The organism is Nocardioides agri (genome assembly GCF_013778305.1).
GTDB classification, from domain to species: Bacteria; Actinomycetota; Actinomycetes; order Propionibacteriales; family Nocardioidaceae; genus Nocardioides; species Nocardioides agri.
Genome location: NZ_JACEIC010000002.1, coordinates 1,536,931 through 1,550,917, shown reverse-complemented (window position 1 = coordinate 1,550,917; position 13,987 = coordinate 1,536,931). Strand labels below are relative to the sequence as shown.

Genomic DNA, 13,987 nt, shown 5'->3' with positions numbered 1-13,987 from the left:
TGCTTCACCCTCATCCCTTGATGAAACGACGGCGGGTCGCCCGGTGCCTCACCAGTTGGTGTGCCCGGCCGGCAGCGGGTGGGCGGCGTCGGCGATGACGTAGACCGTGCCGCCGGAGGTCGGGATCCACGCGTTCTCGAACTCGCCGCGGTCGTAGGTGCGCCGCACCTCGGCGTCGGTGGCGGCCGCCGGGTCGTTGACGACCACGTCGCCGTCGGCGGTGAAGCCGACGATCACCAGCAGGTGCCCGTCGGTCGACCCGATGGGTGCGCCGGTCAGCCCGCCGGGGTCGAACGCGATCGACGCGACGACGGGGATCCCGGCCCGGACCAGCTCCTCCGCCTCGCGCAGCGACCGCAGCCGGGTCACGAAGGCGTGGTCGACGCGGGTGGCGGCGTACGCGGTGTTGAACGGCCAGTTGCCGGTGCCCTCGTAGGCGTAGTCGTAGGTCATCCGGGCGACGTGGTCGACCCACGGGTCCGGGTGCCCCGCCGGCACCCAGGAGTACGCCGCGGCGCCGGGCAGCGCGTCGTAGTAGCCGAGCACCATCGCGGTGGAGGTCGGCGAGCACCACGCCTCGCCGCCGGCGCCGTACTCGGGGTAGTGGCCGCGGTGCACCATCTGCGAGTACGCCGGCACGTCGAGCACGACGCCGCGGGCCACGCCCGGCTTCGACGTCGGCACCGACGAGACCGACGGCAGCAGCGAGGACATCGCGCCGACGGTGTCGACCCGGGGCGACGCCTTCTGGCCGGCCCGCCGCAGCAGCGTGACCCGCAGCTGGTAGGACGTCACGCCGTCGGGCACGACCCAGGTGTCGACGCTGACGGAGCCGAGGTCGTCGGCCTGCTCGCCCCGCGTCGTCCGCTTGAAGTGGCGGTCACCCTGCGCCCAGACGGCCAGCGTGTCCCAGCTCGAGGTGGACGCGCCGGCCTTGCCCCGCACGTCGATGCGCACGCGGCTGCGCCCCGGGGTGCGTGCCTCCCACGACGCGACCAGCCGGGTGAGCGCGAAGCCGGGCGTCGCCCACGGAGACGTCCACGAGCGCCGGTCGACCCCAGTCGGGAGCGTCCGCTGCGCGCTCGGCAGGTCCCAGGTCTGGTAGGAGATCTGGCGGGCGGGAGCCGCGCCGGCGGGGGGCGCCGCCAGGAGGGATGTCAGCAGGGCACAGGCGAAGATCGCGAATGTCGGGCGGCGCACCCACAAACCCTAGACTTCACGGGTGACCTTCAGGCTGTACGACACCGCGACCCGCGAAGTCCGTGACTTCGTTCCCCTCGAGGAGGGGAAGGCGGGCATCTACGTCTGCGGTCTCACCGTCCAGTCCGAGCCGCACGTCGGCCACGTCCGCTCGGCCGTCAACTTCGACGTGCTCCAGCGCTGGCTGCGCCACACCGGCTACGACGTCACGTTCATCCGCAACGTCACCGACATCGACGACAAGATCCTCGCGAAGGCCGAGAGCCTCGGCCGGCCCTGGTACGCCCACGCGGCCGTGATGCAGCGCGAGCTCGCCAAGGCCTACGCAGCGCTCAACGTCGCGCCGCCGACCTACGAGCCGCTCGCGACCGGCCACGTGCCGGAGATGCTCGAGCTGATCGAGACGTTGATCGAGAAGGGCCACGCCTATCCCGCCGCCGACGGCTCGGGCGACGTCTACTTCGACGTGCGCTCGTGGCCGTCGTACGGCGAGCTGACGCGCCAGCAGGTCGACGACATGGAGGCCGCCGAGGACGCCGACCCGCGCGGCAAGCGCGACCCTCGCGACTTCGCGCTCTGGAAGGGCCGCAAGCAGTCCGAGCCGGAGACCGCGTCGTGGCCGAGCCCGTGGGGCCGCGGCCGGCCCGGCTGGCACATCGAGTGCTCGGCGATGGCCGGCAAGTACCTCGGGTCGGCGTTCGACATCCACGGCGGTGGCGTCGACCTGCGCTTCCCGCACCACGAGAACGAGCAGGCCCAGTCCCGCGCGGCGGGCCACCCGTTCGCGTCGTACTGGATGCACAACGCGTGGATCACCACCGCCGGCGAGAAGATGAGCAAGTCCCTCGGCAACTCGCTGACGATCCCGTCGGTGCTGGAGAGGTACCGCGGCATCGAGCTGCGCTTCTACGTCGTGGCCGCCCACTACCGCAGCCACGTCGAGTTCAGCTTCGAGGCGCTGGACGAGGCGGCCGCGGGCTTCCGCCGGATCGAGGGCTTCCTCGAGCGGGCCGGCGAGGTCGCGCCGGGCGAGCTGCCGGCCGCGTTCGTCGCGGCGATGGACGACGACCTCGGCACGCCCGCCGCCGTCGCCGTCATCTACGACACCGTGCGCGACGGCAACAAGGCCGACGACCCGGCGCCGTACGCCGCCCAGGTGCTGGCCATGCTCGACGTGCTCGGACTGCACCCCGCCGACCCGGCCTGGGGCGCCCGCGCCGACGACCAGCGGTTGACCGACGCCGTCGACACGCTGCTCGCCGGGCTGCTCGAGCAGCGCGCCGAGGCCCGGGCCAACAAGGACTTCTCCACCGCCGATGCGATCCGCGACCGGATCAAGGCCGCCGGCATCGAGGTCGAGGACACCCCCGACGGACCCAAGTGGTCACTGGAAGCAGGAACGAAGTAGATGGCAGGCAACTCACAGCGCAAGGGCGCGATCAAGAAGTCCGGCAAGGGCAACCCGACCGCCGGGTCGGGTGGCCGCGTCAAGCGGGGCCTCGAGGGCAAGGGCCCGACGCCGAAGGCCAAGGACCGCGAGTACCACAAGGCCCACAAGGTCGCGAAGCGCGCCGAGAAGGCCGCCGCCACCAAGCCGAAGCGGCGTACGTCCGGCGACGCCGAGTGGATCATCGGCCGCAACCCCGTCGTCGAGTCGCTGCGCGAGGGCGTGCCGGTCAACGCGCTGTACGTCTCCGAGGGCGCCGAGCGCGACAACCGGCTGCGGGAGGCCTTCCAGCTCGCGGCCGACAAGGGCATCAAGCTGCTCGAGGTCACCAAGTCCGAGATGGACCGGATGGTCGGCGCGGGCGTCCACCAGGGCCTGGCCGCGCGCATCCCGGCGTACGAGTACGCCCACGCCGACGACCTGATCGACGTGGCCGCCGTCAACGCCGAGCAGCCGCTCATCGTCGCCGTCGACCACGTGACCGACCCGCGCAACCTCGGCGCGATCATCCGCAGCGCCGCCGGCTTCGGCGCGCACGGTGTGGTGATCCCCGAGCGCCGGGCGGCCGGGATGACCGCCGCCGCGTGGAAGACCAGCGCCGGTGCCGCGGCCCGCATCCCGGTCGCGCAGACCGTCAACCTGACCCGGCAGCTCAAGGCCTACCAGCAGGCGGGCTGCATGGTCGTCGGCCTGGCCGCCGACGGCGAGGTCAGCCTGCCCGACCTCGACCTGGCGACCGGACCGCTCGTGCTCGTGGTCGGCTCCGAGGGCGACGGGCTCTCGCGCCTGGTCGCCGAGACCTGCGACCAGCTGGTGTCGATCCCGATGGCCAACCACCTCGAGTCGCTCAACGCCGGTGTCGCCGCGTCCGTGGCGCTCTACGCCATCTCGGAGGCGCGTCGCTGACTGTGCCGACCGGGCGAGTAGCGCTGCGGGTCCTGGCGTACGCCGGGGCCTGGCTGCTCGGCGCCGTCGCGGTGACCGCGGTGCTGTTCTTCTCGAGCAGCCGCTCCATCGACCTGGCCAGCCACGACGCGGTCGTGGCGCCGACGATGACCGGGCACGCCGTGGTCGAGACCGGCCCGGTGCTGCCCGACGTGCGGGTCGACACGGGCCGGCGCCTCGGTGTCGAGATCCGGCTGGAGAAGACCGACGCCACCTCGACCGACGAGCTCGTGCGTCGCTACGGCTACATCGCCGGCCAGCCGGAGGGCCAGGTCGCCATCGTGACCGGGGCGATCGAGGACATGCTCCGCGACGCGGCCGTCCGTGGCGCGGTCGTCGCCCTGCTCCCCGTCGGAGTGTGGCTGCTGCTCGGCCGGCGGCGGCGCCGTGAGCTGCGGGACCGGCTCGGACCCGCGCAGGCGCTCGTCGCCGTCGGCGTCGTCGTCGTCCTCGGGGTCTGCCTGTGGCAGCCGTGGTCGGACCCACGGCCGCGGGAGGACGAGGGCGACTGGGTCGCGCTGTCGGAGTTCCTCGGGCCGGCGGTGCCGGTGCCGGAGGATCTCGACGACGTCGAGGTGCGGGGCGACGTGCTCACTGGGCAGACCCGGCGGCTGATCACGAGCGCGGTCGACACCTACGACAAGAGCAAGGCGTTCTACGCGACCGCGGCCGAGCGTGCGGCCGACCTCGACCTCCGCGTCCCCGAGGACGGGGACACCGTCGTCGCGTTCGTCTCGGACCGGCACGACAACATCGGCATGGACCCGGTGGCCCGCGCGATCGCCGATGCCGCGGGTGCGACGGCCGTCTTCGACGGTGGTGACGACACCTCCACCGGCAGGACCTGGGAGGCGTTCTCGCTCGACTCGCTCAGCAAGGCGTTCGAGGGCTTCGACCGGTGGGGCGTCACCGGCAACCACGACCACGGCGACTTCGTGCACGACCACCTCGCCGACGCGGGCTGGACGATGCTCGACGGCGAGATCGTCGACGGCCCGGGCGGGAGCACGCTGCTCGGCGTCGGCGACCCGCGCTCGAGCGGGCTCGGCTCGTGGCGCGACGAGTCCGGCCTGTCCTTCGACGAGGTCGCGGACCGGATCGCGGAGGCCGCCTGCGACAGCGAGGACCGGGTGAGCACGATCCTGGTGCACGACGTCAACCTGGGCCGCCCCGCGCTCGAGCGCGGCTGCGCCGACCTGGTGCTCGGCGGGCACCTCCACGTCCGGGTCGCTCCGGCCGAGGTGGTGGGCGACAACGGCGAGTCCGGCTACGCCTACACGACGGGTACGACGGGCGGCGCGGCGTACGCGATCGCCGTCGGCAGCAAGCCGCGTCGCAACGCCGACGTCAGCCTGGTGACCTACCGCGACGGCCGACCCACGGGCATCCAGTGGGTCACCCTCCAGCCCAACGGCGTCTTCGAGGTCGGGGACTGGGTGCCACTGGTCTGAACCGCACTGCCACGCCTTGCGTGTCCTGCGTCACCTTCCGCCGATGGCGTCGTTGACGGAACTGATACGTGTTCTAGGTGGCCCGGGAGGCACAACCCCATGCGCAGGTTCCTGACGCTCTCCGCGACGGCGGCGCTCTGCCTCGCCCTGGCGGCATGCGGCTCCCGGCTCGAGCCGGAGACGGTCGCCCAGGCCGGCGGCGGTGGTGGCGGCGGACTCACCGGCGGCGGCGCGCTCCCGGCCGGCTCGACGGCCGGCGGGGGCAGCACGGGCGGCAGCGGCACGACCGGCGGCTCCGGGAGCACGGGCAGCAGCACCGGCACGGGGTCCGCCGGGAGCTCCGGCTCGACGGGTGGGTCCGGCAGCAGCGGCGGCCGCGGCTCCGGCGGGGGCGGCGGCACCGCCGCGCAGGGCAGCGGCGAGAACGCCGCGGCCGGCACGGTCGAGGCCGGCAGCTGCGACGGCTTCAAGAACCAGACCGGCATCACCGACGACACCATCACGCTCGCCAACGTCGCCGACATCTCCGGGCCGGTGCCGGGCATCTTCGAGTCCGCGCAGCAGGCGACCCGCGCGTACGTCGAGTACTTCAACTCCACCAACGACATCTGTGGCCGCAAGCTGAGCGTCGAGCTGCTCGACAGCCGCGCCGACGCCGGCGCCGACCAGCAGGCCTACACCAAGGCGTGCGACGAGGCGTTCGCCGCGGTCGGCTCCATGGGCGCCTTCGACTCCGGTGGCGCCGGCACGGCGCAGTCCTGCGGCCTGCCCGACATCCGGTCGACGACCACGACGCCGGAGCGGCGTGACTGCGCGACCTGCTTCGCCGCGCAGTCGGTCGACCCGTCCCAGGTCAACGGCGCGATGCCGCGCTGGTTCGCGGAGAAGTTCCCTGACGCCGCGCAGCACGCGGCGGTGCTCTACATCAACGCCGGCGCGGCGGCCACGAACGCGCAGTTCTTCAAGAACGCCTACGCGAAGGCCGGGTGGAAGGTCGACTACTTCCAGGGCATCGACGTGGCGGAGTTCAACTACGCGCCCTACGTCCAGCAGATGAAGGACAAGGGCATCAAGCTCGTCACCTACACCGGCCCCTACCAGAACACCGCGAAGCTGCTCGACGCCATGCAGCAGCAGGGCTTCAAGCCCGACGCCTTCGTCCAGGACGCGACGATCTACGACGACCGCTTCGTGCAGGAGGCGGGCGACAACGGCAACGGCGTCTACTCCTGGTCCACCACGGCGCTCTTCGACAACACCGCGATCAAGGAGATGGCGCTCTACCGCGCCTGGCTCGACCAGGTGAAGCCGGGCGCGACCCCCAACTTCTTCGGCCTGTACGCCTGGTCCGCCGCCCGTCTCTTCGTCGAGCAGGCGGTGGCGCTCGGCGGCCAGCTCGACCGCGCCAACCTCGTGACGGCGATGAGCAAGGTCAAGGACTGGACCGGCAACGGGCTGCACGTGCCGCAACAGGTCGGCGCGAAGACCACCGCCACCTGCGGCGCGGTCTTCCAGCTCAACGGCGGCGCGTGGTCGCAGGTCTCGCCCGGCGACTACATGTGCGGCGCCCTGCTGAGCGGGAGCTGACATGTCCACGCTGCTCTCGTTCACGATCCTGGGCCTCTTCACGGGCGCGGCGTACGCCATCGCGGCCAGCGGGCTGGTGCTCACCTACACGACGACCCGGGTCTTCAACATCGCCCACGGCGCCTTCGGCATGGTCATGGCGTTCACGTTCTGGGACCTCAGCCAGCGCCAGGGGATGCCGACCTGGCTCTCGCTGGTGCTGGTGCTGGGTGTCATCGCGCCGGCCACGGGGTGGTTCGTGCAGCGGTTCGTCACCCGCGGGCTCGGCGAGGGGCCGGTCAGCGTCTCGCTCGTCGTGACGGTCGGGCTGTTCGTCGGCCTGATCGGCCTCGCGCAGTACATCTGGCCGCCCGAGCCGCGCACGCTGCCGCCGTTCCTGCCCGACCGGGGCGTCGAGATCGGCGGCACCTACGTGACGGCCCACCAGCTCATCACGATCCTGCTGTCCGCGGTGGTCGCGGCCGCGCTCTACCTGCTGCTCAACCGCACCCGGATCGGTACGGCGATGCGCGCCTCGGTCGACAACCCGGTGCTGCTGCGGCTCTTCGGCGGCAACCCCGACCGGGTCGCCTCGCTGGCGTGGGCGATCGGCGTCTCGCTCGCAGCGCTGGCCGGGATCCTGCTCACCCCGGTGATCGGGCTCTCCTACTACGACCTCACGCTCCTGGTGATCAACGCCTACGCCGCCGCGATGCTGGGCCGCCTCAAGAGCCTGCCGCTGACCTTCGTCGGCGCGATGGGACTCGGCATCCTGCAGTCGTTCGCGGTCGCCTACCTGCCCACCGACGGCAACCTCGCCGGGCTCCGGGCCGTGGTGCCCGCCCTGTTCCTCTTCGCGGTCATCGTGGTCATGCCCCAGGCCCAGCTCCGGATCGGCCAGGTCAAGGGCATCGTCAGCGCGCCCGTGCCGTCGCTCGTGCGGTCGGGCGTGGGTGGCGCCGCGCTGCTGGTCCTCGTCGCCCTGCTGGCGGTCGGCATGTCCAACGCCAACCTCCTGCTCGTCGGCACCGCCGCGACGTACGCCATGGTGATGCTCTCGCTCGTGCTGTTGACCGGGTACGGCGGCCACGTCTCCCTCGCGCAGTTCACGTTCGCCGGCGTCGGTGCGCTCGCCTACGCCAAGCTCGACGAGCCGAACCTCTACGGGCTGCTCCTGGCCGCGCTCATCGCCGGCCTGGTCGGCGCCCTGGTCGCGATCCCGGTCCTGCGGTTGACCGGGCTCTACCTCGCCCTGTCGACGCTGGCCTTCGGCGTGCTCATGGACAAGCTGGTCTTCCAGGCCGACTTCGCGTTCGGCTTCAACGGCACGCTGCCGGCCGAGCGGCTCTCGGTGCTCGGGCACCGCTTCGACTCGCTCGGCGGCTACGTGCTGGTGATGGCGGCCTTCTTCGTGCTGATGGCGGTCGGGCTCCTGGTGCTGCGCCGCGGCGTCCTCGGCCGGGTGCTGATCGCGATGCGCGACAGCCCGGCCGCGTGCGGGACCCTCGGGCTCGACATGCGGTGGTTCCGGGTCGCGCTCTTCGGCCTGTCCGCCGGGATGGCCGGCCTGGCCGGTGCGCTGTTCGCCGGGCTGCGCGGGACGATCGGCGCCGCCGACTTCCAGCTCTTCAACAGCCTGCCCCTGCTGCTGCTCGCCGTCGTCTGCGGCGTCACATCGGTCACCGGCGCCGCGATGGGCGGCATCGGGCTGATGCTGCTGCCGGTGCTGCAGAGCTACCGCCCCGAGCTCGCCGGTGTCGTGTTCGCGGTGCTCGGCTTCGGCGCCGTCGCCCTCGGTCGCGACCCCAACGGCCTGGCCAACCAGCTCTTCCGGCTCGGCCACCTGCTCGACCGGCGGTTCGGCGACCGGGTGCGCTCCGCCGTACCGCTGCTGCCGCTGCCCGCCGACCGCGTGGCGGTCGACGAGGACTCCGAGGTCCCGCTGACGGAGGTGGGCGCGCATGCCGCTGCTCGAGGTTGACGACGTCGTGGTCCGGTTCGGCGGGGTGACCGCGGTCGACCACGCGTCCTTCGCGGCGGAGGCCGGCCGGATCACCGGACTGATCGGCCCCAACGGGGCAGGCAAGACGACGTGCTTCAACGTGATCACCGGGCTCCAGCGACCCCAGCACGGCGCGGTGCGCTTCGCTGACCGGCGGATCACCCGGCTGCCGGTCCACCGGCGCGCCCGCCGGGGGATGGGTCGGACCTTCCAGCGGCTGGAGGCGTTCGGGTCGCTGACCGTGCGCGACAACGTCCGCGTCGCCCAGGACATCCACCGCGGCCCGGCCGGCCTGCTCCGGCCCGCCGGCGCCGACGTGGACGCACTGCTGGATCGGGTCGGCATCCTCGCGTACGCCGACGAGCGTGCCGACTCGATCCCCACGGGCACCGCGCGGCTGCTGGAGCTGGCCCGCTGCCTGGCCGGCGACCCGAAGCTGCTGCTCCTCGACGAGCCGTCCTCCGGCCTCGACGAGTCAGAGACGGCGGCCTTCGGCGCGCTGCTCGCCGAGCTCGCCGCCGAGGGGCGCGGCATCGTGATGGTCGAGCACGACATGGCGCTCGTGATGACGGTCTGCGACGACATCCACGTGCTCGACTTCGGCCGGGTGATCGCGTCCGGGCCGCCGGCGCTGATCCGCACCGACCCGGAGGTGCAGCGGGCCTACCTGGGCTACGCCGACGACGACGTCACCCAGGAGATCGATCTCGAGCAGGTGGCACCATGAGCGTCCCGATCCTCGAGGTGGTGGGGGTGCACGCGGCGTACGGCCGCATCGAGGTGCTGCGCGGCGTCGACCTCGTGGTGCCGCGCGGCGCCGTGGTCGCGCTGCTCGGCCCCAACGGCGCCGGCAAGTCCACCCTGGTCAAGGTCGTCAGCGGCCAGCACCGCGCGACCTCCGGCGACATCCACCTCGGCGGCGTGCACGTGCAGGGCGCGTCGCCGGAGGAGCTGGCCCGGCTCGGACTGTGCACGATCCCGGAGGGACGCTCGGTCTTCCCCAACCTCACGGTCGAGGAGAACCTCACGCTGATGTCCTACGCCGGCGTCGGGGTCGACGCGGTCCTCGACACGGCGTACTCCTACTTCCCGCGGCTGCACCAGCGCCGGCACCAGCTCGCCGGCACGATGTCCGGCGGCGAGCAGCAGATGCTGGCGATGTCGCGGGCACTCGCCTCCGACCCCGCGCTGCTGCTGCTGGACGAGCTGTCGATGGGCCTCGCGCCGCTGATCGTCGACGAGCTCTACGACACCGTCGCGCAGATCGCCGCCAGCGGTGTCTCGATCCTGTGCATCGAGCAGTTCGCGCGCACGGCGCTGCGGGTCTCCGACTACGCAGCGGTCATGGTGGGTGGCCGGGTCGTCGCGACCGGCGAGCCCACCGAGGTCCTCGACTCGATGTCCGACGTCATCCTCGGAGGCGCAGCATGAAGCGTTGTCTCGTTCCCCTCTCCGCGGCCGCCGTCGTCGGTGCCCTGCTCCCGGTATCGCCGACCGCCGCGGAGGAGGCAGCGCCGCGGGCCTTCAGCGGCTACACCGCCGACGCGACCGCGGCGCCGGTGCGGATCGAGATCTACGAGCCGACGATCCCGATCCCTGCGAACCCGCAGCTCGAGCTCGTGCTGGGCTACTCGACCGTCGAGGCGGACTCCGGCAGCTCGCAGGGGCGGGCCAGCTGGCTGTGGCCCGGCGACTCCGTGGGCGAGGGGCTCAAGACCTTCGTCGAGCAGGTCGGGCTGCCGCCGCAGCTCGGCGAGAACGGCTACCCCGTGCAGGTCAACGCCAGCCAGCCCTCCGGCACGGACGAGCAGCGCGACGAGCCCTTCCCCGGGACCGTCATGCGCACCGAGGCGGGCAAGCACACGACCGTCGCGCAGGTGGGCCTCTCGCCCGACGCGCAGGTAGAGGACGGCGAGGCGCCCGCGGCGGCCGAGGAGGGCGGTACGGCGGGTCTGCCCGGCCTGCCGCTCAGCGGGGACCTGCTGACCTCGTTCGGCCAGGTGATCACCGGCGGCCTGCCGCTCGCCGCCCCGGCGCCCACCGAGCCCGCCGAGGAGTCGTCGGAGGAGCCCGGGGAGGGCGACGACGACCAGCCGTCGACCGGCTCGATGCCCGGCCTGCCGCCGCAGCTCGCCGTGCTGGTCGACGTCGAGGGCTACACCTCGTCGAGCAGGACCGTCGCCGACGCGGGGTCGGTCACCAGCATCGCCCGGTCCGCGCTCGGCAACGTGTCCCTGCTCGGCGGCCTCGTCGTGCTCGAGGGCGTGACGTCGCTCAGCCGCAGCACGAGCGACGGCCGGACGGGAGCGAGCACCGAGGCGGTGCACCTCGGCGGCATCACGGTGGCCGGCCAGACGTTCGCCCTGGGGCCGGCCGGTGCCGAGGCCGCCGGTCAGCAGCAGGCACTGCCCGAGCTCCCGCCGGAGCTCACCGCAGCGCTCGCGCAGCTCGGCCTCACCCTGACCCTGCCGAGGCCCGCGCAGACCATCAACGGCGACAAGGCCAGCGACCAGGTCGCCGGGCTGCGCCTCGAGATCAACGCCAAGACGCTCAGGCAGCAGCTCGCCGCGCTGCCGGTGGGCGCGCTCGTCGCCGCCTTCCCGTCCGACCCGCCCGAGCTCAAGAGCGCGCTGCAGGCCTTGACCGGCCTGGCGCCCAAGATCGTGGTGACCCTCGGCACGGCCAGCACCAAGGTCGACACCGTGCAGGGCATCGCGTTCCCGACCGGCGACGACGCTCCCTCTGACGACGCGGCGGAGGAGAAGCCCGGCGACTCGGGCGGTGGTGGGTCGCCCGGCACCGACGGCGGTGGTGGCGGCGTACCGACCGGCAGTGCGCCGGCAGCGACCGGTCCCGTGGACGCGGGCGCTCCGGCTCCCGCCGCCGCGGACGCCTTGCCGGCCAGCGAGCTCACGGGCGCGGGTCTCCCTCCGCTCTACTCCCTGCCGGGTGCGCTCCTGGTCGGCGGCATCGCGCTCGCTGCCGCGGGCGGCACCTGGCTGCGCAAGATCGGCGTCATCGCCCTCGGTGGCGCCGGCTCGTGCATGCACGGCCTCGACAGCGGCCTGCCCGACCTGCGAAAGGCTCCCCGATGACGACGATCCAGACCTCCGTGCCGGCTGCGCCCCAGCAGGCCGGCCAGCAGCTCACCGTGGGCCTGCCCCGGGCCGGCAGCCGCGGCTCCGGCGCCGCACCGCTGAAGGACAACCACTACCAGCTCCTGCAGCTCGTGCTGTTCTGGGCGGGCGCGATCCTGCTCCCGCTGGGCCTGGTCGTCATCGTGCTCGGCTGGTACGGCGCCGCCAACACGCCCTACCAGTACGACCAGCTGTCCTACCTGGTCTCGGGCGGCCTGCTCGGCCTCGGGCTCACGTTCACCGGCGGGTTCCTCTACTTCGGGGCGTGGCTGGCCCGGCTGGCGGCCGACGCCAAGGAGTCGCAGCGCCGGCTGGCCGACACGCTGCTGGTGCTCGCCGACGTGACGTCGCGGGCCGCGTCGACCAGTGACGGCGTCGACGTCTCCGCGCTGCCGGTGACCGCGGGCGAGGGCACCACGATCCACCGCCGCGACTGCCCGCTGATCGCGCACCGGTCCGACCTGCACCCGGTCGGGGAGGCCAACGGGCACCTGACCGCCTGCCGGGTCTGCCGGCCGTAGTCAGTCGTCGGACGCGACCGTCTCGTCCGGCCTCGTCAGGAGGTGGTTGGCGATGTAGTCGCGGGCGGTGTCGAAGATCGAGACCTCGCGCCCGGCGTTCTCGGAGAGGTACCACCGGTGCACGAGCACCTCGTGGAAGATCTCCGCCGGCTCGAGCTTGCCGCGCGCCTCGGCCGGCACCATGGCGATCAGCGGCTCGTAGACCTCGCTGAGCCACCGGTTGGCGACCAGGCTGCGGTCCTCCCGGCCGAGGTCGAGGGAGGCGGTGTAGGTGGCGATGTCGTTGAGCATCCGCCGGGCCTGGTCGTCCTCGACGTTGAGGCCGGTCAGCGCCTGGAGCTCGCGCTGGTGGTGGCCCGCCTCGACCACCTTCGGCTGGATCCGCACCTGCTCGCCGTCCCAGTCGGTGACGATGTCGAGCTCGTCGACGTCGAAGCCGAGGTCGTTGAGCCGCTCCACGCGCTGCTCGATGCGCCACATCTCATGGGTGGAGAACTCCTCGGCGTCGGTGAGCTCCGACCACAGCGCGTCGTAGCGCTCCTGGAGCATCTCGACGATGTCGTGCGCGCGGACCTCGTGGTCGAGGGAGTCGCTGGCCTGGAGGTCGAGGAGCTCGGCGAAGACGTTCTCGGTCGCGACCGTCAGGTCGTGCCGCCGCAGGCCGTCGGAGAGCGAGGGCTTGAGCTCGCCGGTCTCCGCGTCGACGAGGTAGGCCGCGAAGCCTCCGGCGCTGCGCCGGAAGAGGACGTTGGAGAGCGACACGTCGCCCCAGAAGAAGTCGGCGAGGTGCAGGCGCACCAGCAGCACGACCATCGCGTCGATGAGCGAGGGCAGGTTGTCGGCGGTCAGGCCGTGCGCGAACAGGCTGCGGTAGGGCAGCGAGAACTGGAGGTGCTCGGTCAGGAGCGCGGCGGGCAGCTCCTCGCCGGTGGCGTCGACGCGGCCGCAGACGACGCCCTGGGGGACGACGGCCGGGAGGCCGATCCGGTGCAGGTCGCGCAGCAGGCGGTACTCCCGGAACGCGATGTCCTCGACCGTCTCCTTGACCGCGTAGGTGCGGCCGCCGACGCGGACGATGCGGACGACGTGGCGCGAGAGGCCGCGGGGCAGCGGCACCACGTGCTCGGTCCACTCCTCGAGCGGGGTCGACCAGGGCAGGCCGAGCAGCGCCGGGTCCGGCCGGTTGGCGACGATGCGGAGGGCCACGGCCTCAGGCTACGGCCCGAGGAGCACCGGGCCCGACCCCTGCGCCGCGACCGCGTCGCCCGGGTTGCTCAGCGCGCAGGTCTTCAGGCTCAGGCAGCCGCAGCCGATGCAGCCGTCGAGCCGGTCGCGGAGCGCCTCGATGCGGGCGATCTGCTCGTCGAGCCGGCTCCGCCAGGCGCGGCTGAGCCGCTGCCAGTCGGCGCGCGTCGGCGTCCGCCCGTCGGGGAGCGTGCCCAGGGCGGCGCCGATCTCCTCGAGGCTCAGCCCCACCTGCTGCGCGGTCCGGATGAACGCCACCCGTCGCAGCGTCGACTGCTCGTAGCGACGCTGGTTGCCCACCGTGCGCACGGAGGTGATGAGCCCCTTCGACTCGTAGAAGCGGATCGCCGAGGTCGCCACCCCTGCCCGCTCGGCGAGGTGGCCGATCGTCAGCTGGTTCACGGTCCCAGCCTGCTCTGAACCTCAACCTCCCTTCAAGGACTATGCCAATAGAACGCGTTCTAGTAGCGTCC

Annotated in this window: 12 protein-coding genes; 9 read left to right on the top strand and 3 right to left on the bottom strand. The window is 72.7% G+C overall.

What is annotated here, in order from left to right:
* Positions 1 to 48: 48 nt before the first annotated feature.
* Positions 49 to 1,200, bottom strand: a complete 1,152-nt coding sequence (locus HZF07_RS24440; RefSeq protein WP_157341919.1) for a peptidase C39 family protein — start codon at positions 1,198 to 1,200, stop codon at positions 49 to 51.
* A gap of 22 nt (positions 1,201 to 1,222) precedes the next feature.
* Here HZF07_RS24440 and cysS point away from each other — a divergent pair, with 22 nt between their 5' ends.
* The 9 genes from cysS (at position 1,223) to HZF07_RS12060 (ending at position 12,269) form a co-directional block, all read left to right on the top strand.
* Positions 1,223 to 2,608 (top strand): cysteine--tRNA ligase, encoded by a 1,386-nt coding sequence (cysS, locus tag HZF07_RS12100; protein WP_181645107.1) that lies wholly within the window; start codon positions 1,223 to 1,225, stop codon positions 2,606 to 2,608.
* Positions 2,609 to 3,553: a 23S rRNA (guanosine(2251)-2'-O)-methyltransferase RlmB gene (rlmB, locus tag HZF07_RS12095; RefSeq protein ID WP_157341917.1), complete on the top strand. Its 945-nt coding sequence runs from the start codon at positions 2,609 to 2,611 to the stop codon at positions 3,551 to 3,553.
* 2 nt (positions 3,554 to 3,555) lie between these two features.
* Positions 3,556 to 5,043, top strand: coding sequence for a metallophosphoesterase (locus HZF07_RS12090; RefSeq protein WP_157341915.1), 1,488 nt, complete (start codon positions 3,556 to 3,558; stop codon positions 5,041 to 5,043).
* Positions 5,044 to 5,142: 99 nt separating this feature from the next.
* Positions 5,143 to 6,630 (top strand): ABC transporter substrate-binding protein, encoded by a 1,488-nt coding sequence (locus tag HZF07_RS12085; protein WP_157341913.1) that lies wholly within the window; start codon positions 5,143 to 5,145, stop codon positions 6,628 to 6,630.
* A 1-nt stretch (position 6,631) separates the two neighbouring features.
* Complete coding sequence (locus HZF07_RS12080) at positions 6,632 to 8,590, top strand: branched-chain amino acid ABC transporter permease (protein ID WP_157341911.1); 1,959 nt, start codon at positions 6,632 to 6,634, stop codon at positions 8,588 to 8,590.
* Entirely contained in the window at positions 8,571 to 9,338 is a 768-nt protein-coding gene (locus tag HZF07_RS12075) for an ABC transporter ATP-binding protein (protein ID WP_157341909.1), read from the top strand. The genes HZF07_RS12080 and HZF07_RS12075 overlap by 20 nt, the downstream gene beginning before the upstream one ends.
* The gene (locus HZF07_RS12070; RefSeq protein ID WP_157341907.1) at positions 9,335 to 10,042 is read left to right on the top strand and encodes an ABC transporter ATP-binding protein; all 708 of its coding nucleotides are present in this window, start codon (positions 9,335 to 9,337) and stop codon (positions 10,040 to 10,042) included. The genes HZF07_RS12075 and HZF07_RS12070 overlap by 4 nt, the downstream gene beginning before the upstream one ends.
* The gene (locus HZF07_RS12065; protein ID WP_157341906.1) at positions 10,039 to 11,706 is read left to right on the top strand and encodes a choice-of-anchor P family protein; all 1,668 of its coding nucleotides are present in this window, start codon (positions 10,039 to 10,041) and stop codon (positions 11,704 to 11,706) included. Before HZF07_RS12070 ends, HZF07_RS12065 begins: the two co-directional genes overlap by 4 nt.
* Positions 11,703 to 12,269, top strand: coding sequence for a hypothetical protein (locus tag HZF07_RS12060; protein WP_157341904.1), 567 nt, complete (start codon positions 11,703 to 11,705; stop codon positions 12,267 to 12,269). Before HZF07_RS12065 ends, HZF07_RS12060 begins: the two co-directional genes overlap by 4 nt.
* Here HZF07_RS12060 and HZF07_RS12055 read toward each other — a convergent pair whose 3' ends face one another.
* The gene (locus HZF07_RS12055; protein ID WP_181645106.1) at positions 12,270 to 13,475 is read right to left on the bottom strand and encodes a DUF4032 domain-containing protein; all 1,206 of its coding nucleotides are present in this window, start codon (positions 13,473 to 13,475) and stop codon (positions 12,270 to 12,272) included.
* A 9-nt stretch (positions 13,476 to 13,484) separates the two neighbouring features.
* On the bottom strand, positions 13,485 to 13,916 hold the full coding sequence (soxR, locus tag HZF07_RS12050) for a redox-sensitive transcriptional activator SoxR (protein ID WP_181645105.1): 432 nt from the start codon (positions 13,914 to 13,916) through the stop codon (positions 13,485 to 13,487).
* Between the last annotated feature and the right edge of the window lie 71 nt (positions 13,917 to 13,987).